Genomic DNA, 23,165 nt, shown 5'->3' on the forward strand with positions numbered 1-23,165 from the left:
ATGCCTGGCTGAATGAGTACAACACGGAGCGAAGCCACCAGGGCAAGATGTGTTGCGGACGGACGCCCATGCAAACCCTGCTTGACGGCAAGGCCATCTGGAAGGAAAAGGTCGGGCAGCTCAACTAACCAGACAACGGACCCATCAAAACGGAGACTACTGTCAGATCAAGTCTGAACTACTACAAGTCATATAATCAAAACGCGCAACTATTTGTCTGGATGAAAAGAGAAATCAAGGGATGCCAACTTAGAAATAACGCTCGGAATTTTTGCAATTAGACACTAGAGCAGATTACCTTTGACTTTTTATGAAAGTCAAAGGCCGGAAAACGGGGAGCGCGGCATATCTTTACCGAAAAAGAGGTATCTTTTACTATAGATACGCTTCCCCAAAAAGTTCAACATGGCGCTATCACATGCGGGAGTTGCGGGTTAGCCTGAAAACCGGTTATGTAGGAAAGGCACAGAGAGCGTCATGGACGGCGCCATCCTCTGCGACATGTTCCTCGGGGCCGTGGCGGGCGGCTCATCCCCCTGCTGTTCCGCGCGCTCGGGCGCGACCCTGCCCAGACTCGAGCATCTTCCTGACCATGCTCACGGACGGCGCGGGCTTCTTCATCTTTCTCGGGCTTGCATGGGTGGGTTCATATGGTATTACGGGAAAAAAGGCTAAGCAGCATATCGGAGAAAGTGGAAAAGCTCCACATCGTCCTCCTGGGCCTCTACGAGCATGACGCCATAGGCAGCTTTACGTTATCCGTCGCGTCACGCGCCAGGGCGGCCGGCGTAGGGTGTGCCATATACGCGCAGGACCATTCCCCGTCCCTACGCGTGGACGGGACTTATGAGGATTTTTTTTCCGCAGTCGAACCCGGAGATGTCCTTCTGTACACATTATCCAATGATGATCAGCAACTTCCACGCCTGATGGAAAGCCCGTGCTACCGGGTCATATATTACCACAACATTACCCCTGGCCGCTTTTTCCGGCCCTACGATACAGGAATCGCCGACATGCTCGACAGAGGACGGGCCTCGCTCCCCCTCGTTTCCCGGGCAAATGCCGTCTTCGCCAATTCCGCCTGGAGCCTGGAGGAGCTTCTCCCCCATATGGCGCCGGAGGCGCGGCGCGGAGTAATGCCGCCGCTCACGCCGGCAATGTTTGAACGCCTCGCCCAAAGGTCGCACACGGGCGAAGCCACTGCGGCGTTCCCTGTCCCATATGTCCTCACCCTGGGGCGGCTTGTCCCGCACAAGAACATCGCGTGGGGGCTGAAGTTCTTCGCCGCCTTGCATGCGCGCATGCCATCTCTGACCTACGCCATCGTGGGCGGCGACGGCGGCGTGGGCGCCTACGCGCAGGAGCTCACCCGGCTGGCGTCAACCCTGGGCGACGCACAGCGGAATATTCACTTTATCGGCGAAGTGAGCGACGCAGAGGCACTGGCATGGCTGGACAATGCGCAGGCACTGCTCTGTGTGAGCCGGCATGAAGGTTTTGGTGTGCCACTGGTAGAGGGTATGATGAAGGGTATTCCTGTCCTGGCGTTGAGTCAGCCCGCTGTGAATGAAACTCTCGGCAACGGGGGGCTCATCCTTGAGGATGAGGATATGGAACGAAACGCCCGGCGCGTCGCGGCACTCCTGCGCAGTCCAAAACGCTTGGATGCGCTCAGGCTGCGCCAGCACGCGCGCTGCCAGACGCTGAAAACCTGCGCCCTCAACAATGACTTCTGGGAAACGGTGCTGCCGAAACGAATCTTCCCGGCAGGCGGAGAAACACATGAATGCCTCCCCGGGAACTGACATGCCATACAGCAATCGCTACATAAATGAACTCGTAAACCGGGAAACCTCCCTTCTGCCTCTGAAGAGGGAAATCTGCCGGGCTCTGAAAGAGCTCCTCGACTGCGTGACGTCAGGAGGCAAGCTCCTGGTATGCGGGAATGGCGGCAGCGCGGCGGACGCCGAACATATCGTCGGTGAACTCATGAAAGGGTTTATGCTGCCTCGAACTCTTGGGGACGGCCAACTCAGGAAACTGGCCAACCTCTTCCCCGCCTTGGCCGACGAAATGCGCGCCCACCTGCAACACGCCATTCCCGCCATTTCACTTGTCGGCGGCGTTGCGCTCAATACTGCATTCATCAATGATGTCGGAGCTGACTATGTGTTTGCCCAACAGGTTCTGGGCCTGGGGCGCCCCGGGGACATCCTTTGGGGCCTCAGCACTTCTGGCAATTCCGTCAACGTGGTGCGCGCGTTTCAGGTTGCCCGGGCATCGGGGCTCAGAACACTTGCGTTTACAGGAAAAAACGGGGGCGCCCTGGCCGCGCTCAGCGACACGGAAATCCGTGTCCCCCAGCAGGAAACATACAGGATCCAGGAACTGCACCTCCAGATATACCATGCACTCTGCGCCGACATGGAGGAAAATCTTTTTGGCGAAGGAAGGGCCGGCCTGGGTGCTTCAGGGTGCCCCCGGCCGCGACGACACGCGCGAAAACATCCCCGGACGCGCAGGTTTCCGCGCAGCGGGGCAAAGGTATGCCAAAAACGCGGCGCGGCAGCTCGTGAGATTATATTTCAAGGTTCTCTAAACCGGCCGATCCTGACCAAAAACAGCCACAGCGGGAACGTCGTATGCACGCAAGCGCGGTCGCAGCCACACTAACGGACATAGCCGACATGGCGGCCCCCATCCTCTCGGCAGCCTTTCGCCGCAGCCTCGGGCATGAGCCTCGCCTCATCCCCTTTGGAGGAGGGCATGTCATGCTCTGCGGGGAGAGTTCCCACTGGTCGCCGCAAAAAGGGTTCAGCGGCAAGGCCGTCGTTTTCGGCGCGCCCCCGGAGGAAATGCTGGGCGACCTCGGCCTTGCGCGCGATCCCTCCCTCGCGTCCCTTGAAAACGCCGACGCCTGCCCGCCCGCGTGTGGCGAGGCGCCCTTTACGGAAAGCCCGGGCTATCTCGCCTATTCTCCGCACGGCCTGTTGGGCGGCCTGCCGGCCTCCCTGCGCCGCCGTCCCTTCTGCCGTTTCGATTATGCCGACGAATGGAACAACCTGGGTTTCGGGCGCATCCGAGCGGACGTTTCTCCCTGGGGCGTTTCTCCGGGCTATGTGACGGCTGGCGCGGTGGAACTCGCCTCCATGCGCCGCCGCGGGGAAGACGATGCCACGGCCTGTTGCGGAAGCTATCTGACCCTTTATGACACCACTGAGGCCACCGTCCTCTGGTGCGCACGGCCTGTGGGCCCTGTGGACAGTACGGAATGGAGTATCATTGAGCGATTCCTCAGTGACTGGCGACCGGATGACATGCCCTGCCTGCCCGTGCTTGAGCAGGTGCCGGCCGGCTGTCACTGCCTTGTCACCATGCGCCTGGATTGCGATGAGGCCGTGGCTTCGGCGACAAGAATTTTCAATTGGTACCGGGCGGAGGGGCTGCCCTTCTCGCTGGCGCTCAAGACCAGCCTTGAGCTGACCCCGGACGACAGGGCCCTGTTGCAGGCCGTGAGCGCTTCGGGAGGTGCCGTCCTCTCCCATTCACATACGCATCCTGCCAACTGGGGCGCCACACCGGAGCAAGCCCTGGAGGAGGCCCGGATATCGCGAGATCGCCTCGCGGCGCTCCTTGCCGACACCACTGCAACAGCGCTGGCCGTGTCACCTTTCCACACCAATCCACCCACGGCCATACGGGCTATGGAGGAGGCCGGCTACAAGGGGTTTGTGGGCGGCATCATCCATAACGATCCCGAATATCTGCTGGGGCGTGCCGGCGTTGTGCCCTTTGCGGAGAAAGGCATCGTCAGCATCAGTCAGCAGTCCATGCTGCACGGTGACTGTTATCGCCGCCAAGGATGTACGGTCGATGCACATATGCAGGCCTTTGAGGCGCAGTATCAGGCGCGCGGCATCTTCGGCTACCTCGATCACCCGTTTTCCGACCGCTACCAGTATGACTGGGCAAGCGAAGAGCAACGACTCCGCGCCCATGCACAGCTCGTTCAGCGCATCCGTTCCTTTGACGGGGCATGGTTCTGGCCGCAGCAGGCGTGTTTCGAATTCGTGCGGGCGCTTGCGGGGGTACGCCCCTATGTGGCCAGAGACGGCCGCATTTTGTCAGAAACGCCTCCGGCGCGGGAGGATATCGCCTGCCGCTACCACGGGCGCCACTGCCGTGTGCATCCGGCGCCCGGGGAAAGGACGGCCGCCCGGTGAAGAAAATCATGGTGATGGTTGGCACGAGGCCGGAATCCATAAAAATGGCCCCGGTCATCATGACCCTCCGGGAGCGGCGAGAGATCTTCGCTCCTCATCTTTGCTCCAGCGGCCAGCACGGCACAATGCTGGAGCAAACGCTCGGCGCGTTCGGCCTGACGCAGTACTCGTCCAGGGCGAGACAACGACCGTCCTGGTCGCCGCCCTGTCTGCGTTCTACCGGGGCATACCCGTGGGCCATGTGGAAGCCGGCCTGCGCACTGGCGACATGCACAACCCCTTTCCTGAAGAGAGTGTATTAACAATATGATGTAAATGTATTCTATCCCTCCAAAAGGAGGAGCACATGGAAGCAAAGCCCGACTGCCCCAAGTGCCATGCCAACACGGTATATCGAAGCGGAAAGATTCCGGAAAAACAAAGGCGTCGCTGCAAGAATTGTGGATTTCAATGTACTCGCACCACTCCACGTGGCCGCCCGGCAAGTGAAAAAGCCCTTGCCGTCACGCTTTATACCATGGGTCTGTCCCTGTCTGCCATTGCCCGAATTTTTCATGTTTCACCCCCCGCTGTTTTACGTTGGGTACGAAATTTTGCGGAACGTGTTTATGAAAAGCCTGAACCTGGTGAGGCCATCATTGTTGAGCTTGATGAAATGTGGCACTTTCTGAAGTCAAAAAAACAAACCTTGGATCTGGAAAGCCTGTTGTGATACCGGTCAACTCATCGACCGGGAATGTGGCGGGCGTGATCAGGCTACCCTCCATGGATTGATGGGGCGCTTGAAAAAGTGGCACGTCTGGTTTTACTGTACGGACATGTGGAAGGTTTATCCTCTGGAGATAGGCGAAAACGATCCGCTCAGGGGAAAGGGGGAACAGTCCGCATAGAAAGGAACAATTGTCGCCAGCGTCACTGGTTTGCCAGATTCCGCCGAACGTCGGTCGTTGTTTCACGAAGTCTGCACATGGTTGCCTTGACGATGGCTCTTTTTGCCAGGTTTCATGTGAATGGAACTCTGGATGGCAGTAAAACATTATTTAGTTAATATTTTCATCTTTTTATGTTCCTTCTCCTGGCGGTAAATCCATATCCCAGGCTTATGCGCGCGTGCTGGCCTGGTTTCAGGAGCTTGACCGGTCAATGATTGACAATGACTCGGCATAGGCTATAACATATCAAAGTCACAGCGATTGTCTGCTCCCGCCTGTGTGCGGCATACCCTGCGCTTTGCGCAGATCCGTGTTTTACGCAGATAACGCTTCTCTGAGGTGTATCATAAAAGAATCTGGAAGCCGCTGGATCGGGGATCAGAGGTGATGGGAAGTGAAAATTTTTTGTCTGTTTTTATAGATATTCATTTCATGATACCATGGTATAGTGAATTAGCTCATACCGGATTGCTTTCTTATAATTAATCGCATCCATTATTATATAGGAGGGCTGATAATGGATAAAAATATAATCAAAAATTGTCCTTTATGTGGAGGAAATGAATATTTTGAGCTAGAAAAGGTGGATTTGGTTCAATGCAAAGACTGCTCCATGATTTATCTTAAAAAATGTGCAGATACAAAATCCCTAATAAATTATTATTCCACTGAGTTTTTAGATTGGGCTGCAGCCGTCGATTATTGGCCTGGTGTGAAGGATGAACACATAAAGGAAATCGAGGAGGGTAGGGAAACTTATTTCCACGCGAAAGCGGAAGAAATTTTTTCTGAATACCTTTTGCCATTATTGGCAGAAGATATTGCCACTATCAGAAATCTTGTTGAAATAGGGTGTGCATGGGGCGCTTGCATGTTACCGCTGAAAAAGCGGGGTATTAATGTGCGTGGCTATGAAATTGCTGAAAAAAATTGTTTGCTGGGGCGCATGCTGGGCCTTGATATTCGTTTTGAAAATTTTATTGATGCGGACATCAGAAAAAACTCTTTTGATTATGTCGTCATGCTTCACGTCCTTGAGCACATTCCTCAGCCGTTGAGGCTGCTTGATAAGATTTTTTCCGTGCTCGAACCTGGCGGAAAGATTCTTTGCGCCGTGCCTAATTGGGATGCGTTCAGCCACATTTATGACGGAAATGACTGGGACTGGCTGGTGGATGAGCATGTTTTGCACTTTAACAAGCATACCCTGCATAAAATGCTGGGGAAGGCGGGATTTGAAGTTCTCCAACTCTACTCGATAAACGATAAATGGAAATCTCCTGATCGGGTCAGGCACCTTTATGCTGATAAGAAGATCCAGGACAATTTTTTGAAGGAGTTAGAAAAAAATTTCTATGGTGATGTTCTCGTTATTAAAGCCCAAAAAACCCACTCGGGCAACTACATATCCGCATGATGATGCCAAACTTCCCCACCTCGCTCAATCAATGTCTCCTTGAAATCGGCTACCCCCGCTGTAACCCCTTCTCTGAGCATGCGCATGAGCAAATCCGTTCCCTGGCTGACGAACGCGGGATTGAAGTAAAACACTTCTCATTTGTGCAAGCCGGGAGAGTCCAGCGGAAGCTCCCCTCTTGGCTCCTAAAAGCCATAAACCGCCTTTTGCAAAGACTTTCACAATTCTCCCCACGATTTATCGCGCTCCCATGCAGGCTGACTGTGAATTTCTTCACGGAGTTACCCCCCCCCTGGCTTCTGGTCTATTTGCTCCAGCCTGTTTTTTTTAATCAGGCTTCCGCCCAGGCCCGTGACCTGCTCTCTACGGATGTCCCCGGGGCTGTAGTTGTCCATGTTGACAGCTACGAGACTTTCTTGCAGGCGCTTACCCTGATAAAACAGATAAAAGATGATAAATGTCGTATTTTTATCGTTATGACGGGGAGCGATGAATATTTTGCGCCCGGAAGATTATTTTATGGCGCACTCGCCTATGCCCGTTATCTTATCCTGCGCCGCAACGTCACTCTTTTTGCGCCATCGCAGGATATTGAAAATATAATAGATGCCCTGTGTTTTCCGGTAATAGCCCTGAAGGGGGAGGACCCCGTCAGGAAACGCGTAGGGGCGCATTTCGGCGCTCCTTATATCCCGGGGAAAGGAAATTCCGTGCTCTTCGCCTACAGGGGCGGCTCCATGTCCGGCCGCGGCGCCGCCCGCTATGCGGAACTTCTTTGCAAATCCATGGAAAAGCACTTGTATACTGTTTCCATGTGCGTTCCTGATGACTTCAGGGATGAAAGAATGTCTGTTTGCGCCCGATATGCGCCGGACGACAATGCGGCCTCCCTGCTTCTCAAGGCGCTTGACCGGCTGGAATCGCTTTATACGTCCTGGCGGGATTTTCATTTGCTGCATCTTTATTTTTCCCATGCCTTCAATAAAAAATTGCGCCGGACGCTGGCCGTGCAGCTTAAAAACCATTCTCTTGTCGCGGTTTGCCAGCAGGACTGGATGCTCCCGTTTGTTTCCATGGGCACCTCTCTGGGCCTGCCCGTCCTTTGCTTTACAGTGGACTTGATGGGGAGCCGCTGCCTTCTGCCGCCAGTAAAAAATTTTTTCATTGCGCATGAAAAGACATTCCTTTCCAAATGCGATTTCGTATCGACAGTTGAGAAAGGCGAATCCGAGGAATTGGCCCATCTTGGCGTCGCCAATCACCTGATGCCCACTTCAACAGCGTTTGGCGAAAGGCATTCCGTTGCGGACACTCTGAAGAAAATCACCATCCTGTATGTGGCCTCAAGAATAAACTTTAACAGGATTGGCAAGCAGCATGTTTGCCGGCTGGCAAGGAAGGCCCTTTCCGCCGGGAAGGCCTGGCATTTTGTCATAATCGGAAACTGCGCGGAGCCGGCCGAATCCACGGAAAATATTACGTGCACCGGCTATGTGCCGGATGAGACGCTGGCGGAAATGTACCGCAACGCTACGCTGGTGCTCGCTCCCGTGCCCTATGGGACAGGCTCGACCAACAAGGTCATAGAGGCCTTCGCCTTTGGCTGCCCGGTTCTGGGCACCGAGGTGGTCTTCAGGGGCCTGCCTGTGCGCCACGGCGTTCACTGTCTGATTGAGGACAATATGGAAAAGTATTTTCAGGCAATGGAGACGGCGTTTCAGGACGCCGCCCTGCTTGAAAGGCTTTCAGCAAACGCCTTTGAGCTTTCCCGCGGATATGATTTTCTTGAGGCATTCCGGCCCTTGGGAGATTTTCTGGATTCCGCAAATAGCCAATACGGAGAACCATCGTGAAGCGGTCAACCGACTCCTGTCCTGGTACATTCCCCGGTAATGCGCGCAAGCTGGGGTTTGGCTTCATGCGCCTGCCCAAAATCGGCGGCAAGATAAACTTGCCTTTGGTTGAAAGGATGGTCGATCTCTTCCTCGCAAACGGCTTCTCCTATTTCGATACCGCATACAACTATGAAGGCAGCGAAGATGCCCTGCGACGCACCCTGACGGATCGGCATCCGCGCAGCTCCTGGCTTCTCGCCGACAAAATGTGCGCCTGGCAGGAAAAGTCCCGCGAAAATGCCCAGGAACAGTTTGACATCTCGCTTGCCCGCACAGGAGCCGAGTATTTTGACTTCTATTTGCTCCACGCCCTTGGCCATTCCAGAACACAGGTATTTGAAACCTGGGGCATCTGGGACTTCTGCCGCAAAAAATGGACGATGGTCTGATCCGCAATTTCGGCTTTTCCTTTCACGGCACGCCTGAAGAGCTGGATGAAATCCTGACGCGGCATCCTGAGGCGCAATTCGTGCAGCTGCAGATAAACTATGCCGACTGGGAGGATGCGCAAAAGGCAGCTGGCCCTCATGGGCCATTCTGACTCCACCGGTGCGGCCGCTGGCTGGCTTTCCATTTTCCAAAAGGAGGGTTCGCATTTTTCACGCTGCTTCGGTTTTTCAACGCAGGAGGACTGGGGCTGCTGGTCTGAAGACAATCCCTGCGGCTTCACTGTAAAGGCGCTGGCCAGCACGTGCGCCCAAAGGCTGACGCTGCTGATTAATATTTACAAGCCGGATTTCATGACAATCTCTGTCAATGGCGAAACGCTTTACAGCCACAATTACAAGGGCGAGCATGAGATACGGCTTGACCTTCCCGCCGGGCTTGCCGAAAATGAGGAGTTCACGTCGCAATCAGTCTTAAGAATCCCCTGCGCTCGCCTGCGGAGGAAGGCGGCGCCGACACGCGCAGGCTGGGCATCGCGCTTCGCTCCGTTTCCCTTGAACCTGCTTAAGAGGTAACAATCGTTGAAAGAAGACTCTCGGAAAAAATATTTCCAACTGGCTCCATCAATTCCAGCCTGGGGGGCTTTTTGCTGTCAGCTTGTGGAGGGTTCTTTTCCCCTGCCTGGAGAAAATCCCCCCCAGGTCTCCATTGTAATACCCGCACACAACCATCTGAAAATGTGCAGGATTTGTCTTGCTTCCATAGCTGCTGCCTGCGATGGGAGTGTCTCCTATGAAGTCATACTGGTGGATGACGCCTCCACCGAGGACATGGCTGCCCTGACCGCGGACTTTGCCAATCTTTCACTTCTTCGTCTTGAAAGAAATTCCGGATTCGTGCAGGCGTGCAATGCGGGAGCCGCCGTTGCGCGGGGAAGGCACATCCTTTTTTTGAACAATGACGTCATGGTGCTTCCTGGCTGGCTTGAAACCCTTCACATGGCTCTGGAAAACGACCCACGTGCCGCCATTGCGGGGTCACTGCTGACTGATGTCACCGGCAGGGTTCAAGAAGCAGGCGGGCTGCTCTGGAATGATGGAACCGGAAGTCACTACGGCACCGGGGCATCTCCCTATGAACCCCATGTTTCCTATCTGTGTGAAGTCGATTATTGCAGCGGTGCCAGCATTTTGGTTCGCGGTGATTTTTGGCGTCGCACTGGTGGTTTCGATAAACGCTTTGGCATGGGGTATTGTGAAGATGCCGACCTTGCCATGCGCGCAAGGGCGGAAGGCTTCCGTGTGCTCTTCGAGCCGGCTTCGCGGGTAATACATTGGGGACACAAAACTTTTTGTAATAAAGGAGTGGAGCAGATCAAAAAAAACACTCATCTTCTTCATGCAAAATGGCAACAGCAATTTCAGGCGGATCATCTGTCTCCTCTGCCAGAAAAGGATCTCCACAAAGCTAGAGCCCGTTGCGCCCGGACATTGCTGCCCGCCGCTGAAAAGCGAGCCGCCCAAAAAAAATATAACATACTCTATTATTATCCGTTCCCTGCCGATGAAATCCGCAAAACTGGAGATGCCCAAATACTTGCCAGCATGGGTGAAAGATTTAAGCGCAAGGGACAGCACGCAGTCCTCGTGTTGCCCGAATCCGAAGTGCCACTTGACCCGGCGATTTCCGATGCCTTCGCGTCCATCGAATATCTGCAACTGCAAACAGTCCCCACGCATGGGCTGGCATATCAGGACAACTATTATCCGGATGGTCTGGGTGAGCAGATCAACGGGCTTTGCCTCAAGCATGATGTTGATCTTGTCATTTGCGGCTATTCCTTTCATTCCAAGCTGCTTGAGTATATTCCCGCCAATATACATAAAGCCATTCATGTCCATGGAGTCCTTGACAACCAGCCTGGTGCCGAAAAGGAAAATCTCGCAAGGTCATTTCCTGCATGGAGGATTTTCGAAAAATTTTATCTTAAGCGTGCGGACAGCATTATAGTCCATAATAAAAAAGAAGCAGATTTTTGCGCAAATATTTTGGAAATTGATTCTTCAATTGTCATTCCTCCAATTCCTGTCAGCTCAACGCCGACTCAATTTGGTAATAGAAATCCACGTCGCATCTGGCTCGAAGTGCGCAACAATTCCGGAGATACACGTTTTGCGGCACAATGCCTGGCAGCCCTTGCCGCAAGGCGCGACCAGGAAAAAATGGATTTTACCGTGACATGTTCACTGCAGCCAGACACCTTGCTTGACAGGCTTACGCCGGAAGAAGCGGAGGCGTTCAGTCTGCCTTTTGTAGAAATTGTTTCTTCAGAGAATATCAGCGCGGATAAAGGTGTGGAATTTTGCCTTGCCGTCTTTCCCTCCACTCTGAGAGGCGACTGGGGAAACGGAACGCGTATCCTTGAGGCCATTTCATGGGGCATTCCCGTAATTGGCACATGGCATGCCTGGGAAATGGTGGATTGCCCGGACACTGTCTGGATAAACAGCGACCTGGATGCCGGGGAAATCGTCTCCTCAATCCTTGATTTTTTCACATGTTCTGATATTCGCCATGCGCTGGGGGAGCAAAACCGGCTTTTGCGAGCCATCTGCGAGGAACGGGCAGAATATGGCATTTCCAAACTTTTGGAGCAGGTTGAGAACCGGCTAATTTCAGACAGAATAAGAGAAGATCGCACATATCGAGATTGGATCCGGCGTTTTGAGGATAACCCGCCAGATCTGACATTGATACAGAAAAAAGAGATAGCTTCTTGGCCAAAACCACCATTTTTGTCCATCCTGATGACGACCTGGAATACCTTTCCAGATTATTTGCGGGCAGCCATTGATTCCATCAGAACCCAAACTTATGAAAACTGGGAGCTTCTGATTATAGACGATGCGTCCACAGACGACAAAATACGCGAAATCTTAAACGAGTACGCGGTCAGCGACCCAAGAATCAAGCCGTTTTTTCTCAACAAAAATATGGGCCCATCATTGGCTGCCAATGTGGCCATACCCAAATGCAAGGGAAGTCACATCGCATTTATGGATCATGATGATCTCCTGTCGCAAGATGCCCTTTACTGGGTTGCAAAAGAAATTGTTACCTTTCCCGGGGTGGCTATCATCTATTCCGATATGGATCATCTGGATGCAAATGGCAGACGGCATTCCCCCTATTTCAAAGGTGGCTGGAATGAAGAGCTTTGTCTTGCGCAGAACTATCTCTGTCATTTGCTGGTCTGCCAGGCTGATTTGGTTCGGAAAGTTGGCGGGTTTCGATCAATGGCAGATGGAGCGCAGGATCATGATCTTATATTGCGCATTTCACGCCTTTGCGGGAATGCTGAAATCCGCCATATCCCACGCATCCTTTATCACTGGCGCCATTTCAGCGGCTTGGAAAGCATGTCCGGCACACAAGCCGCTAAATGCGATTCTGCGCGGCAGTGGTGTGTAGCCGATCATCTCGCCGCAAAAGGGGAGCATGCGAATTTGTCATCCGGAGTCTGGGGCTTTACGAGGGTTGAGTATGGCCTGCCTGAAACCTTGCCCTCCGTTACATGCATAATTCCTTTTCGGGATCGCACAGGGCTTACCAGGGTCTGTTTGGAAGGCGTACTTGAAAAGACGGATTATCCAAGGATTGACGTCATTCTTGTGGATAACGCCAGCAGCGAGGGATCGGTCAAGTCTCTTTACAGTTATTGCGCCGACAAACCAAACGTTCAAATTTTACGAATTGACGGCGCATTTAATTATTCACGCCTGAACAATATTGCCGCCAGAAATGCCACTGGTGAATATCTTCTTTTTTTAAATAACGATACGTCTGTCCTTTCGCCTGACTGGCTGACAACAATGATGAAACATGCGACCCGGAAGAAAGTTGGTGCCGTGGGGCCAAAACTTCTTTATCCAGACAGAACAATACAGCATGCAGGAATTGTCCTTCTTGACAGGGATCATATTGCACGGGAATCTTTCAAAGGTCTACCCGCTGATACGGAAGAGTATTTCGCACAGGCTCAGGTTGTGCGCGAAACAAGCGCGGTAACCGGCGCATGCCTTTTGCTGGAGAAAAAAAAGTTTTTTATGGTAGGCGGTTTCGACGAGGAAAATCTGCCAGTGGCCTATAATGACGTTGACCTTTGCTGTCGTCTGTTAGAGGCTGGTTTTACAAATATTTATACTCCTCACGCAAGCCTTATCCATCATGAAGGAGCTTCACGAGGCAAGGATGTGGACGAAGCGTCCATAATCAGGGGGCGTAAAGAAATGGCGTATTTTTACAAACGCTGGAAACATTTTTTTCCAGACAGATATTACAGTCCATATTTTTCAAGGATAATTGACACATACAAGCTTCTTATTCCTGAAGAGCAACCCTGCTTCGTGCAATAGGGCGCTGCCATCAAATCCCTGCTCTGGATGAATGGAGAAAAGAGAAGACATGGCTTTCAACAGAAACATCGCGCTTGTCAGCACCGTTACCCGCTCACATCTGCCGTTCGCGCGCACCATGTTCCAGTCAATGCGCTGCTTTTATCCAGGCATGCGCATGTTCTTGGTGCTGGTAGACGAGCCTGTCGGAGATTGCTCTTGCGGGGATGTTACAGTCATACCGGTGAGGAAGTTGGGGATTCCTGGACTTGACGGCATGATCAATCGCTATACCAATACCGAATTGTGCGTTTCCCTCAAGCCGCATGCCATGAGGCATGTTCTTGCAACCGGTTTTGACGGCGTCATCTACCTTGACAATGACATTTACGCCCTCAGTCCTTTTGCGGAGCTGGAGGAGATTGTCAATGCCGGCAAGGGCATCGTTCTGACCCCGCATCTTAACCGGTGTGAGGGCAGAACCTGCTACAAGGAGCTTGAACTTCTGAAATATGGCACATTCAACCTTGGTTTTGCCTATTTTTCAGGCGGAAAGGAAAGCATTGATTTGTTGAACTGGTGGAGCGACTGGCTCGAGGAATATGCCATGGAAGATCCGACTCTTGATGTTTTTGGCGATCAAAAATGGCTCAACCTCCTACCCGGTTTTACAAACGATTTATGCATCCTCAGGCATGACGGCTATAACGTCGCCTACTGGAACATCCGCCACAGAAAAGTGGAGATAATCAATGACAGATGGTTTTCAAACAGCGTTCCCCTGCGTTTTTTTCATTTCAGCTGCATCAAGTTGGAGGAGCCGTGCGCATTAAAAAAACCGCCCCAGGAATACAGGGAGGAGGATCTGGGGGATATTCCGGCGTTGCTGGAGGTATACAGGGGAAAGTTGCTCGCCAACGGCTATGAGCGCCATATTGGACTGCCCATGCTGCTGCGCAAAAAGCCGCTTGAGAGAAAAGATCTCCGTGAAGCTTGAGAACTGGAAACATTTTGGATGACCCGTACATGAAGAAAAAGATCCTGATTACGGACACCAGGGTGCCACATCATGACATGGTGGCCGCTGATCACACAACATTCCATATTTGCCGAGATCTTGCATCCTTTGGGTTCGATGTCACTTTTCTGCCCGGAATGGACACGTGGCCGGAGAAATACGGACGCGATCTGAAAGCCCTGGGCGTCAGGCTTGATTACGAACGCGCCGTCCATGGCACCCCGGCAGACTATCTCAGACGATTTGCAGGGGAGTTTTCCATTTTTTATCTTCAGCCGCTCTGGCTTGCGCATATCCTCATTGACATCGTCAAAAAAGAAAATCCGCAGGCTGAAATAATATATCATGCGGCGGATCTGACTTTTGTGCGCCTGGAAAGGGAAAAAGAGCTTCTGCACGCCCCACAGGCTGACGCCAAGGCTTCGGAAGCAAGAAGCCAGGAGCTGGATATCGCCATGAAGGCTGACCATGTCATCGTCATCAGCGATACGGAGAAGCAGATTTTACAGAAAGCCGTCGGGCACAGGCTCCCGGTGCATTCCTTCAACTGTCTCTATTCCGGGCTTATTGAAAAGACTGAACCCTTTTCTGGACGAAACGGTATTCTGTTCGTTGGCTCATACGGACATCAACCCAATGTTGATGGTATCCTGTGGTTTGCAGACTGCATATGGCCTCTCTTCCGCAAACGTTTCCCGACCGTGCCATTATACCTTGTTGGCGGCTTTGCGCCTCCGGAAATCACGGAGCTTGATAGAAGACCAGGCATCTCCTATCTGGGCCATGTTGAAGATCTGACTCCGCTTCTGCAATCCGCGACCGTGGCGATTGCCCCCCTCCGCTATGGCGCCGGTATAAAGGGTAAAATCGGCATGACGCTTGGGGCTGGACTCCCAAACGTATGCACCCCAATGGCCGTGGAAGGCATGCAACTTGAAAATGAAAAACATGTGCTCATTGCCAGGGACGAACGGATGTTTGCCGACAGTCTTGAACGTCTGCATTCCGATGAGAAATTGTGGAAAAGACTGTCGGACAACGGCAAGGAGGTCATACATAAGAAATTTGGCATTGAGGCGTGTTCAAAAAGATTTAAAGCCATTCTGGAGAAAACGGGGATAATGGAGCACGAGTCATGAAATATTTACCCGCCACGGAGCTGCAACGCGCTCGTGAACATGGCTGGAACAATCAGTCCGGTTCACATCCACCATTGCATATCAGGATGATGTTGTTTACGCCATTTTTAGCAATATCAATGCCGGTGAGTGCATAATTGAGGTTGGCTGCTGGCGTGGGGGCCTTACTTTACAATACGCCACTCTTGCGCAATGGTTTTCCAAAAAACTGATTGTGATTGACCTGGACGCCGCCATGCTTTCCCATGCAAAAAATCTTGTTGATAAGCTCTACCCCGATCTTGGTGTCGTCTATTTTAACGGCACACTGGCGAATTACATGGATTCAGGAGAATTTCCGGACAATGTTGTGGCGCTCGTTCTGGATGCCGATCATTCATATGCAGGCTGTAAGAAAGACTGTCTTGCCCTCAAAGATGTGCATGACAAATGTCGTATGTTTATTTTTCATGATTTTTCAATGCGACGTGCGGAGGATCCTCCGCATCTGGGAGCAGTTGATCGCGCGATATATGAGGTTTTCGGCAAGGATGTCCGCCTTGTCCCCACAGGCTTGAAGATGACGGAACCAGGAAAACCCAATGAGGACGGCGTATATATTGAGTCCAGCGAGGGCGCGATTCTGATAACCGGCTGGAACTCGTTTAAGTAATCAGCATATTGCAAAACTACCATGCTTTTCAGCTCGCTTGTCTTTATCTTTCTTTTTCTGCCCTTTGTGCTTTTGCTTCATTCCCTGCTCAGGGAGAGCTGGCGCAATTCGTTTCTATTTTTTGCCTCTCTCTTTTTTTACGCATGGGGTGAGCCATCCTTCCTTTTTGTGCTGATTGTTTCAATCTGCCTTAACTATGGAACGGGTCTTCTGCTGGCAGCGCCAAACCATTGCCGCAAGGCCGTGCTGACATGCGGAATCTTGGTCAATCTTCTGCTCCTTTTTTATTTCAAATACACGGTCTTCTTTCTTGATGCGCTGATGCCCTTTTTTACCAAAATCGGCTTTGTGCCTTTTGAAATCCCCAAAATCTGGCTTCCAATCGGGATTTCCTTTTTCACATTCCAGGGAATATCCTATTTGGTTGACATTTACCGGGGAGAGGCGGTTGCGCAAAAGAACTTCATATCTCTTGGTATGTACATTGCCTTGTTTCCACAGCTCATTGCCGGGCCCATTGTCCGTTACAAAAGCATTGAAACGCGGATCAATGAGCGCAAAGTATCGACGCAGGCCATCCGGGACGGTCTGCGCCTTTTTTGCATCGGACTTGCGCAAAAGGTTATCATTGCCAATCCCCTTGGCAAGGTGGCAGACTTGGCATTTTCAACCCCGGATTTGTCAATGCCTTTGGCATGGCTAGGCGCATCAGCCTATATGCTCCAGATCTATTATGATTTTGCAGGATACTCGACAATGGCCATTGGCATTGGCAAGGCGTTGGGGTTCCAGTTTCCCGAAAACTTCAATTTCCCGTATTTCGCCACCTCAATGTCTGATTTTTGGCGTCGCTGGCATATTTCCCTTTCCAGCTGGTTCAGGGACTATTTGTACATTCCTCTTGGCGGAAACCGCAAGGGGCATGGCAAAACATTGCGCAACCTGGTTTTGGTTTTTTGCGCCACAGGTTTTTGGCACGGCGCCAACTGGACCTTTCTTGTCTGGGGGCTTTGGCATGGCATGTTCCTTGTTCTGGAACGCATGTTCAGAGGCAAACCCCTCAAATTCCCCAGTTTTGTAAGGCACTTCTATGTAATCATTGCTGTCCTGATCGGCTGGGTGGTTTTCAGATGTGAAAACATGCGGGAGGCCTGGGCTTGCATTGAAACACTTTTTAACTTCACGCATCCTGCACTATCGCCCCTTTTTTTGGAATTGTTCAATAATTTCACCATATTTATTTACATTTGCGCCATAATTGGCTGTCTGCCGCCCATTATGTTGCGAATGGAAACAGTTTTTTTACGCCATGACATGTTTTATGACTGCGCAGCCTTGCTCTGTCTGTTGTTTTCAGTCGTCTTTCTTATCAATTCCGACTTCAACCCGTTTTTATATTTCCGTTTTTGAGACAAAATGATGAGCATCAAAAAAATATTCTTTTTTCTGTTTTTCGGGGCGATCATTCTCTGCCCACTGGTTTTTTTTGACTTTTCAAGCGGTGTATCCAGTGAAAACCGGATGAAGGAAAAATTCCCGGAATTTCCAGCCGCTGTTTCCGATTTGAAAACTTTTACAGGTCGGTTTGAAACATGGTTTAATGACAGAATCGGCTTCCGGCAAGAGCTCATCAGCTTCTATAATAAAACTTTCGCATCTGTTTTCGGAGTTTCGCCTGTGGACAATATTGCCCTTGGTAAAAACGGAACTGTGTTCCTGACGGCTGCGTCTCATGCCAAGGTGCGTCATGATGATATTTTATCCGCCTTTGGCGGTGAACAGGATTGGGAAAACTCTGTAAAATTGCAAAAAAAACTGATTGAGGATGCTTGGGCATGGATTGGGGAGGCCGGAGTTAAAACATTATTTCTTGCCGTTCCGACCTCGCCGGTTTTGCGTTTTGGCGATTTGCCGGATTTTTTACAAAAAATGATCGATAAAAAGAAAGTGGAAAATCCGCCGATTACGGAGGCACTAAATAATTTCTTGAAGGAACACCCCCCGGCTGTGGGAAGTTTTCTTTATCCCCTGGAAGAGGCGGTTAGGCTTTCAAAACTGCATCATGTCTATCCCCAAAAGAATTTCCATTGGAGCGTATCCCCGTTCACCGTCCTTGTTGCCGGACGTCTGGCGGAACTTCTGGGGGATGATCCACCGCGGCCCAGTTCCGGTGATGCTTTCAGACCTTGTGTTACCACTTCCGATTTGAGTCATTTAATGGGCTTTGTTATGCATAATGAAAACGATTTATGCCCGACGGAAGAATTTCTGCATGAATTTCCCCTTGTTCATTATAATTTCAAATCCCCTCCTCCGTCCTTATCCCTGCTCGGTGACTTGCAGGCTGCCGCTTACTGGGCAAATGAGAAAGGTATTCCGAAAAACATACTCGTGATAGGGGATAGCTTTAATGCAGCTCTTGGTCTGCCTCTCTCCCGCATATATAAAAATGTGTTGACTGTTGACTATTGGGGGATTGAAAGACAGCACAAAGATCAGGTAGAGACGATTTTACGAAAAATTCGGGATGAGTTCCAACCTGACGCAATTATTTTCGTTTCCCACAACTATTTCTGGCCCATAGCAAGACCGGCATTCAAAAGTCTTAAATCGGGCAATAAAAAACATCTCCACAATCGGGATAAAATGTGTACTAGAGCAGATTACCTTTGACTTTCATAAAAAGTCAAAGATAATCTGCTCTAGCTGTACGATGGAAGGAGGTCACAATGATGAGTGAGTGTGATAAGGGAATAATTTCGGAGTTTATGGATATTCTTGAAAAGCATATAAATTTTTATGACGACTGGAAGCCTGCCTATTATCGCGTTCAAGAAAAAAGATTTCTTCATACCGTCCCGTTTATAAAAAATTACTCTGCGGTTTCCGAAGAGTTGAGCCTGCTGTCAGATCAAGTCGGAACTGCTACACATGATGCGTTTAGAGTAAAGACTGAAAAGGGGAGTGCCCTTGAGCTTGGTTCAATCGGATCGCTCTTTCTTCACTATCTTAAGCATGTATGTCACTACAAAAATGTTTTTGGGACAGGGGTATTCCCAGGAGATAAGAAAATTGATGAGTATTTTATAGAAAATGACGTATTATGCGAAAAATATTCCTATAAGAAATTCAATCTTGATTTCCAGTCAGAGTTGTTCCCATGCGCGGACAATTTCTTTGATTTTGTGCTTTGCATGGAAGTCATCGAACATCTGAATCATAATCCCTATTTTCTTCTGAAAGAAATCAACCGCCTAACCCGGCCCTATGGCATGCTCCTGTTAACAACGCCTAACGTGAACTGCCTGGGGAATGTTAAAAAAATTCTGACAGGCGCTATTCCCATGGTTTGTCCTGAATTTAACATTCGAAATGATCCGTCAGCTATACATACCAGAGAATATTCGATTCCCACCTTGAATGAATTTCTGGAGCATGCGGGCTTCAAGCCAGTCTGCATAAAAACGGTGAATTCTTTCTCTTCGGACACGGATCTGAAGGCTCTGAAGGACATCAAGACCCTGATAACTGATAACGGCTATTCCATTGAATACCGGGGGGACAATATACTCATCCTGGCACAGAAGCTTTCATTGCCAAAATCCGGCTACCCAGCCCTCTACGTGTGAACGTCTCTTTCTCCTCTTCCCTCAAAAATCTTTACAATCTACGGTCTGTAGGCATTGAAAATATAGAAATTTAATAGAAAAAGGGTGTTTCCCCTCTCAACATTTAAACCTCCCTATGAGGCTATTTAAACCTCCCTATGAGGCTTAAAAAATTTTATGCTTGCATCCGCATTTTGCTCCAACAACAAACCGGGCAAGAATTAAAAATGACCATTTTTGCAAACGGCATGGGGGGGGGCATAGGCCGCTTTCTGTGGCCTCCCCTTGAAAAACTCGGAGCAGTCCGCATTGCCTCGCGCCTTGGATCGTCCACGCTCGTCCATGATTTGAAGAACCCTCCGGCTCAAGATAAAGTGCATTTTGCCAAAGGAGATATCCTGATCTTCCTGGCGGCTCTTTCAAAACCTGGAGACTGCGCCCGCAATCCCAGAGAGGCATGGCGCATAAACGTTGAAAATACCGGGGCGCTCATTGAAAGGGCGCTTTCAGCAGGCGCTAGAGTCCTGTTTTTTTCTTCTGACACAGTGTATGGCAACCAGGATGGCCCTCTTGACGAATCCGCCTCTCTCAAGGCCGAGGAGCCGTACGGTCGTATGAAGGCTGCTGTAGAAACTCGTTTTTGCAGAACCGCCGGCTTTACTGCCTTGCGCCTTTCCTATGTAGTTTCACCTGCGGATGGTGTAACAACATATCTGCAGGAATGCGCCCGAACAGGCAACATAGCCGAAGTGTTTGCTGAATACGCACGCAACATGATCGGAGTGGAGGATGTTGTGGAAGCCGTGCTCACCCTGACACGGCTGGCGCAGACAGGGTGCCCATTGCCGCCGGCAGTCAATCTGGCAGGCAAAAGTTGTGTGACGCGCCTTGAGATGGCGAAAGCCTATAGGGACGCCGTCGCGCCAAATCTTTCCGTCCGTGAGATTCCTGCGCCTGATGGCTTTTTTTCGGTACGTCCAAAAAAAATTTCCCTTGATGTCTCCCTTCTTACCTCTCTTATGCAACGCTCCCCTCACCTGCTCACTGAAGTTTATCGAAACGCAATCCTAAAAGGAGAACTGCAAAATGACTAAAAAGGCATTCATCACCGGTATTACCGGCATGGTTGGTTCGCATCTCCTTGACTATCTTCTGGAAAACACCGACTGGGACATCTACGGTCTGTTGCGCTGGCGCAGTCCGCTTGACAACATTCGCCATCACCTTGATCTCATTAACAACCGAAATCGAGTTTTTTTGACCTATGGTGATCTGAACGATCCCATCTCCCTTCAGAAGGCAGTGGGAGACATCCAGCCTGATTACGTTTTTCACCTGGCAGCCCAGAGCTTTCCCCGCACAAGTTTTGACGCCCCCCTGGATACCCTTGCGACAAACATAAACGGCACGGCAAGCCTGCTCGAAGCCATTCGTCACAACGTGCACACTTCTCCTGTCATTCATGTCTGCGCATCCTCGGAGGTTTTTGGCCGCGTCCCCCGCGAGAGGCTCCCCATCAACGAGGAATGCACATTTCATCCGGCATCTCCCTATGCCATTTCCAAAGTCGGTACGGATCTTCTGGGCCGTTATTATGCCGAGGCTTACGGAATGACCGTAATGACAACCCGCATGTTCACCCATACAGGGCCGAGGCGCGGGGATGTCTTTGCAGAATCCACCTTTGCCAAGCAAATCGCTCTCATTGAAGCCGGTTACCTGCCACCGGTCGTCAAAACGGGAAACCTTGATTCCCTGCGCACATGGGCCGATGTCCGGGATGCAGTGCGGGCCTATTACATGCTTGTGACCGTCGACCCCCAAAAGGGAGCCTATTACAATATCGGGGGCTCGCATGTCTGTTCCGTGCGCGATATGCTTGACACGCTTCTGGATTTTTCAGCAAGAAAGGATATCGCAATCGAAACGGATCCGGAAAGGTTGCGTCCCATTGACGCTGATCTCCAAGTGCCTGACACTTCAAAATTTCGGGCTCATACAGGCTGGGAGCCTTTGATACCTTTTGAAACGACCATGCGCGATCTGCTTGATTACTGGAGAAGCCGTGTCAAAAAGGAGGGGGTGGAACTTGCAAGATAACGCCCTGTATTGTAGAGATTGACCAATCAAATATCCAATCAACCCTGTAAAAATGACTAGGAGGCATTCCCATGCTTGAAAAAGTCAAAGCAATTGTCCAAGTTGCAAATGAAAACCGGAATTCGGTAACAGAGATACCGACAATGCTCCAGCCACAGGAACAGATGTTTCTGTATCTTTTGGCTAAAGATTACTATTCAGAAATCGGTTCAATATTTGATGCGGGAATTTGTCTTGGAGGGTGCACAGATTGCTTTGCCAAAGGTTTGAATGACAGAGCAGGTAAATTAAAAAATAAAGATGTTGTGTATTCATATGAATTGGGAATTGCCGATGATGATTATGTGACTCAATTTATATATGATAATTATAAAGTTAGAAAGAAAAGAGGTGATTCGTTTATTGATATAATAGAAAATAATATTTCAAAAATGCCTCAAAAAAAACATATCATCTTTAATCAGGGCGATATACTTGAAAAAACCTATCCTGATCCCATTGAAATCATGTTTTTGGACGTTTGTAAAACGCAATCAATAAACCACAAAATGCAAAAATTATTTGCAAATCTTATACCGGGCCAATCGGTTTTGATACAGCAAGATTATTTTCATTCCTGGCATCCGTATATTCATACTACAATGGGATATTTAAAAGACTACTTTTACCCAGTTGGATCAGTCTATTATGGTTCATTTGTTTTTCTGTATAAAAAATCGATACCTGAGGATGTATTAAATATTGATCCATATGATTGCTTTCCAGTTGATGCTATTGATAATTTCATTAGCGAATATTTTTACCTGCTTGACAACAAATACAGGAATCACATGGAAATGGCTCGAGCTTTTATGTATTTTGAAAAAAAAGAATATGATAAATCATTATCTATAATTGAAAGTTTGAAAGGCCGATCTGAATTGCCGTGGGATTTTGAATACACCTGTAATTATATTAAAAAAAATATAAAATAAGTGATATAAATATTTCATTGAGGTCAGCGAGCCAATTAGGGCCTGTTAACACTCTCTAAGCGCTTCAACGATGAGGGCAAACAGAATGAAGCCAAGAAACAAGGCGTCAAGCTTATCATAGCGGGTTGCTATGCGCCTGTAGCCCTTCAAGCGTCGAAACAGTCTCTCAACTTCATTGCGTTTTTTGTATAATTCCTTGTCATAATTCCAAGGCTTACGCCGCAAGGGATGGGGAGGGACTACTGGCGCATAGCCCAGACGACGACTCAATTGTTGTGTTTCGTTGCCTTCGTAGGCTCTGTCCATAAGGAGACTGCAAGGCGCAGGCGCAGGGCCGAGGGCTTCCAGAAGTTTTCTGCCTTGAGGCGCATCTCCCGCATTGCCGGGGGAAAGACTGAATATCAGGGCACATTCAGGGGACGC

22 protein-coding genes and 3 pseudogenes are annotated in these 23,165 nt (G+C 50.3%); 24 read left to right on the top strand and 1 reads right to left on the bottom strand.

Going from position 1 to position 23,165, the window contains the following annotated elements:
* From G7Y52_RS11815 to G7Y52_RS11915, 24 genes and pseudogenes are all read left to right on the top strand, one after another.
* A pseudogene (locus tag G7Y52_RS11815) lies at positions 1-128 on the top strand (IS481 family transposase); the annotation flags it as partial.
* Positions 129-310: 182 nt separating this feature from the next.
* Positions 311-424 (top strand): annotated as a pseudogene (locus tag G7Y52_RS15570) (hypothetical protein); the annotation flags it as partial.
* 50 nt (positions 425-474) lie between these two features.
* Positions 475-637: pseudogene (locus G7Y52_RS15340) on the top strand (magnesium transporter); the annotation flags it as partial.
* 13 nt (positions 638-650) lie between these two features.
* On the top strand, positions 651-1,808 hold the full coding sequence (locus tag G7Y52_RS11820) for a glycosyltransferase family 4 protein (RefSeq protein WP_165072185.1): 1,158 nt from the start codon (positions 651-653) through the stop codon (positions 1,806-1,808).
* The gene (locus G7Y52_RS11825; protein ID WP_241159724.1) at positions 1,786-2,676 is read left to right on the top strand and encodes an SIS domain-containing protein; all 891 of its coding nucleotides are present in this window, start codon (positions 1,786-1,788) and stop codon (positions 2,674-2,676) included. The genes G7Y52_RS11820 and G7Y52_RS11825 overlap by 23 nt, the downstream gene beginning before the upstream one ends.
* On the top strand, positions 2,646-4,226 hold the full coding sequence (locus G7Y52_RS11830) for a polysaccharide deacetylase family protein (protein WP_165072187.1): 1,581 nt from the start codon (positions 2,646-2,648) through the stop codon (positions 4,224-4,226). The genes G7Y52_RS11825 and G7Y52_RS11830 overlap by 31 nt, the downstream gene beginning before the upstream one ends.
* Positions 4,186-4,536: a UDP-N-acetylglucosamine 2-epimerase gene (locus G7Y52_RS11835; RefSeq protein ID WP_241159725.1), complete on the top strand. Its 351-nt coding sequence runs from the start codon at positions 4,186-4,188 to the stop codon at positions 4,534-4,536. Before G7Y52_RS11830 ends, G7Y52_RS11835 begins: the two co-directional genes overlap by 41 nt.
* A gap of 36 nt (positions 4,537-4,572) precedes the next feature.
* Positions 4,573-4,938, top strand: a complete 366-nt coding sequence (locus tag G7Y52_RS15030) for a helix-turn-helix domain-containing protein (protein ID WP_206215281.1) — start codon at positions 4,573-4,575, stop codon at positions 4,936-4,938.
* 737 nt (positions 4,939-5,675) lie between these two features.
* Positions 5,676-6,575: a class I SAM-dependent methyltransferase gene (locus tag G7Y52_RS11845; RefSeq protein WP_165072189.1), complete on the top strand. Its 900-nt coding sequence runs from the start codon at positions 5,676-5,678 to the stop codon at positions 6,573-6,575.
* Positions 6,572-8,428, top strand: coding sequence for a glycosyltransferase family 4 protein (locus G7Y52_RS11850; RefSeq protein ID WP_206215282.1), 1,857 nt, complete (start codon positions 6,572-6,574; stop codon positions 8,426-8,428). The genes G7Y52_RS11845 and G7Y52_RS11850 overlap by 4 nt, the downstream gene beginning before the upstream one ends.
* Positions 8,425-8,859 carry an aldo/keto reductase gene (locus tag G7Y52_RS15035; protein WP_206215283.1) on the top strand — a complete coding sequence of 145 codons (435 nt, stop codon included), beginning with the start codon at positions 8,425-8,427 and terminating at the stop codon, positions 8,857-8,859. Before G7Y52_RS11850 ends, G7Y52_RS15035 begins: the two co-directional genes overlap by 4 nt.
* Positions 8,844-9,011: a hypothetical protein gene (locus G7Y52_RS15040; RefSeq protein ID WP_206215284.1), complete on the top strand. Its 168-nt coding sequence runs from the start codon at positions 8,844-8,846 to the stop codon at positions 9,009-9,011. The genes G7Y52_RS15035 and G7Y52_RS15040 overlap by 16 nt, the downstream gene beginning before the upstream one ends.
* Complete coding sequence (locus tag G7Y52_RS11860) at positions 8,998-9,432, top strand: hypothetical protein (RefSeq protein ID WP_165072193.1); 435 nt, start codon at positions 8,998-9,000, stop codon at positions 9,430-9,432. Before G7Y52_RS15040 ends, G7Y52_RS11860 begins: the two co-directional genes overlap by 14 nt.
* A gap of 6 nt (positions 9,433-9,438) precedes the next feature.
* Complete coding sequence (locus G7Y52_RS11865; protein ID WP_165072195.1) at positions 9,439-13,272, top strand: glycosyltransferase; 3,834 nt, start codon at positions 9,439-9,441, stop codon at positions 13,270-13,272.
* A 49-nt stretch (positions 13,273-13,321) separates the two neighbouring features.
* On the top strand, positions 13,322-14,248 hold the full coding sequence (locus G7Y52_RS11870) for a hypothetical protein (protein ID WP_165072197.1): 927 nt from the start codon (positions 13,322-13,324) through the stop codon (positions 14,246-14,248).
* A 29-nt stretch (positions 14,249-14,277) separates the two neighbouring features.
* Complete coding sequence (locus G7Y52_RS11875) at positions 14,278-15,408, top strand: glycosyltransferase (RefSeq protein WP_206215285.1); 1,131 nt, start codon at positions 14,278-14,280, stop codon at positions 15,406-15,408.
* Positions 15,405-15,545 carry a hypothetical protein gene (locus G7Y52_RS11880; protein ID WP_165072201.1) on the top strand — a complete coding sequence of 47 codons (141 nt, stop codon included), beginning with the start codon at positions 15,405-15,407 and terminating at the stop codon, positions 15,543-15,545. The genes G7Y52_RS11875 and G7Y52_RS11880 overlap by 4 nt, the downstream gene beginning before the upstream one ends.
* Positions 15,545-16,060, top strand: a complete 516-nt coding sequence (locus G7Y52_RS11885) for a class I SAM-dependent methyltransferase (RefSeq protein WP_346773714.1) — start codon at positions 15,545-15,547, stop codon at positions 16,058-16,060. Before G7Y52_RS11880 ends, G7Y52_RS11885 begins: the two co-directional genes overlap by 1 nt.
* Positions 16,061-16,081: 21 nt before the next feature.
* Positions 16,082-17,470 (top strand): MBOAT family protein, encoded by a 1,389-nt coding sequence (locus G7Y52_RS11890; protein WP_165072205.1) that lies wholly within the window; start codon positions 16,082-16,084, stop codon positions 17,468-17,470.
* 6 nt (positions 17,471-17,476) lie between these two features.
* A complete protein-coding gene (locus G7Y52_RS11895) occupies positions 17,477-18,733 on the top strand; it encodes a hypothetical protein (RefSeq protein ID WP_165072208.1) in 1,257 nt (418 codons plus the stop codon).
* A gap of 95 nt (positions 18,734-18,828) precedes the next feature.
* Complete coding sequence (locus tag G7Y52_RS11900; RefSeq protein WP_165072210.1) at positions 18,829-19,689, top strand: methyltransferase domain-containing protein; 861 nt, start codon at positions 18,829-18,831, stop codon at positions 19,687-19,689.
* A 137-nt stretch (positions 19,690-19,826) separates the two neighbouring features.
* Complete coding sequence (locus G7Y52_RS11905; protein ID WP_206215286.1) at positions 19,827-20,762, top strand: NAD-dependent epimerase/dehydratase family protein; 936 nt, start codon at positions 19,827-19,829, stop codon at positions 20,760-20,762.
* Positions 20,755-21,768 carry a GDP-mannose 4,6-dehydratase gene (locus tag G7Y52_RS11910; RefSeq protein ID WP_165072214.1) on the top strand — a complete coding sequence of 338 codons (1,014 nt, stop codon included), beginning with the start codon at positions 20,755-20,757 and terminating at the stop codon, positions 21,766-21,768. Before G7Y52_RS11905 ends, G7Y52_RS11910 begins: the two co-directional genes overlap by 8 nt.
* 71 nt (positions 21,769-21,839) lie before the next feature.
* Positions 21,840-22,742 (top strand): hypothetical protein, encoded by a 903-nt coding sequence (locus G7Y52_RS11915; protein WP_165072216.1) that lies wholly within the window; start codon positions 21,840-21,842, stop codon positions 22,740-22,742.
* 45 nt (positions 22,743-22,787) lie between these two features.
* Here the strand turns inward: G7Y52_RS11915 and G7Y52_RS11920 are convergent.
* Positions 22,788-23,165, bottom strand: a 378-nt coding sequence (locus G7Y52_RS11920; protein WP_165072218.1) for a transposase, incomplete at its 5' end; no start/stop codon positions are given.

Origin of the sequence: Desulfovibrio sp. ZJ200 (assembly GCF_011039095.1) — a bacterium.
In the GTDB taxonomy this organism is placed as follows: Bacteria; Desulfobacterota; Desulfovibrionia; order Desulfovibrionales; family Desulfovibrionaceae; genus Desulfovibrio.

What these genes read in the sequence shown, in the direction of transcription:
- G7Y52_RS11820 (WP_165072185.1), top strand. Translation starts at nt 651, where the DNA reads ATGGTATTACGGGAAAAAAGGCTAAGCAGCATATCGGAGAAAGTGGAA.
- G7Y52_RS11825 (WP_241159724.1), top strand. Translation starts at nt 1,786, where the DNA reads ATGAATGCCTCCCCGGGAACTGACATGCCATACAGCAATCGCTACATA.
- G7Y52_RS11830 (WP_165072187.1), top strand. Translation starts at nt 2,646, where the DNA reads ATGCACGCAAGCGCGGTCGCAGCCACACTAACGGACATAGCCGACATG.
- G7Y52_RS15030 (WP_206215281.1), top strand. Translation starts at nt 4,573, where the DNA reads ATGGAAGCAAAGCCCGACTGCCCCAAGTGCCATGCCAACACGGTATAT.
- G7Y52_RS11845 (WP_165072189.1), top strand. Translation starts at nt 5,676, where the DNA reads ATGGATAAAAATATAATCAAAAATTGTCCTTTATGTGGAGGAAATGAA.
- G7Y52_RS11850 (WP_206215282.1), top strand. Translation starts at nt 6,572, where the DNA reads ATGATGATGCCAAACTTCCCCACCTCGCTCAATCAATGTCTCCTTGAA.
- G7Y52_RS15040 (WP_206215284.1), top strand. Translation starts at nt 8,844, where the DNA reads ATGGACGATGGTCTGATCCGCAATTTCGGCTTTTCCTTTCACGGCACG.
- G7Y52_RS11860 (WP_165072193.1), top strand. Translation starts at nt 8,998, where the DNA reads ATGGGCCATTCTGACTCCACCGGTGCGGCCGCTGGCTGGCTTTCCATT.
- G7Y52_RS11870 (WP_165072197.1), top strand. Translation starts at nt 13,322, where the DNA reads ATGGCTTTCAACAGAAACATCGCGCTTGTCAGCACCGTTACCCGCTCA.
- G7Y52_RS11875 (WP_206215285.1), top strand. Translation starts at nt 14,278, where the DNA reads ATGAAGAAAAAGATCCTGATTACGGACACCAGGGTGCCACATCATGAC.
- G7Y52_RS11880 (WP_165072201.1), top strand. Translation starts at nt 15,405, where the DNA reads ATGAAATATTTACCCGCCACGGAGCTGCAACGCGCTCGTGAACATGGC.
- G7Y52_RS11890 (WP_165072205.1), top strand. Translation starts at nt 16,082, where the DNA reads ATGCTTTTCAGCTCGCTTGTCTTTATCTTTCTTTTTCTGCCCTTTGTG.
- G7Y52_RS11895 (WP_165072208.1), top strand. Translation starts at nt 17,477, where the DNA reads ATGATGAGCATCAAAAAAATATTCTTTTTTCTGTTTTTCGGGGCGATC.
- G7Y52_RS11900 (WP_165072210.1), top strand. Translation starts at nt 18,829, where the DNA reads ATGGATATTCTTGAAAAGCATATAAATTTTTATGACGACTGGAAGCCT.
- G7Y52_RS11905 (WP_206215286.1), top strand. Translation starts at nt 19,827, where the DNA reads ATGAGGCTTAAAAAATTTTATGCTTGCATCCGCATTTTGCTCCAACAA.
- G7Y52_RS11910 (WP_165072214.1), top strand. Translation starts at nt 20,755, where the DNA reads ATGACTAAAAAGGCATTCATCACCGGTATTACCGGCATGGTTGGTTCG.
- G7Y52_RS11915 (WP_165072216.1), top strand. Translation starts at nt 21,840, where the DNA reads ATGCTTGAAAAAGTCAAAGCAATTGTCCAAGTTGCAAATGAAAACCGG.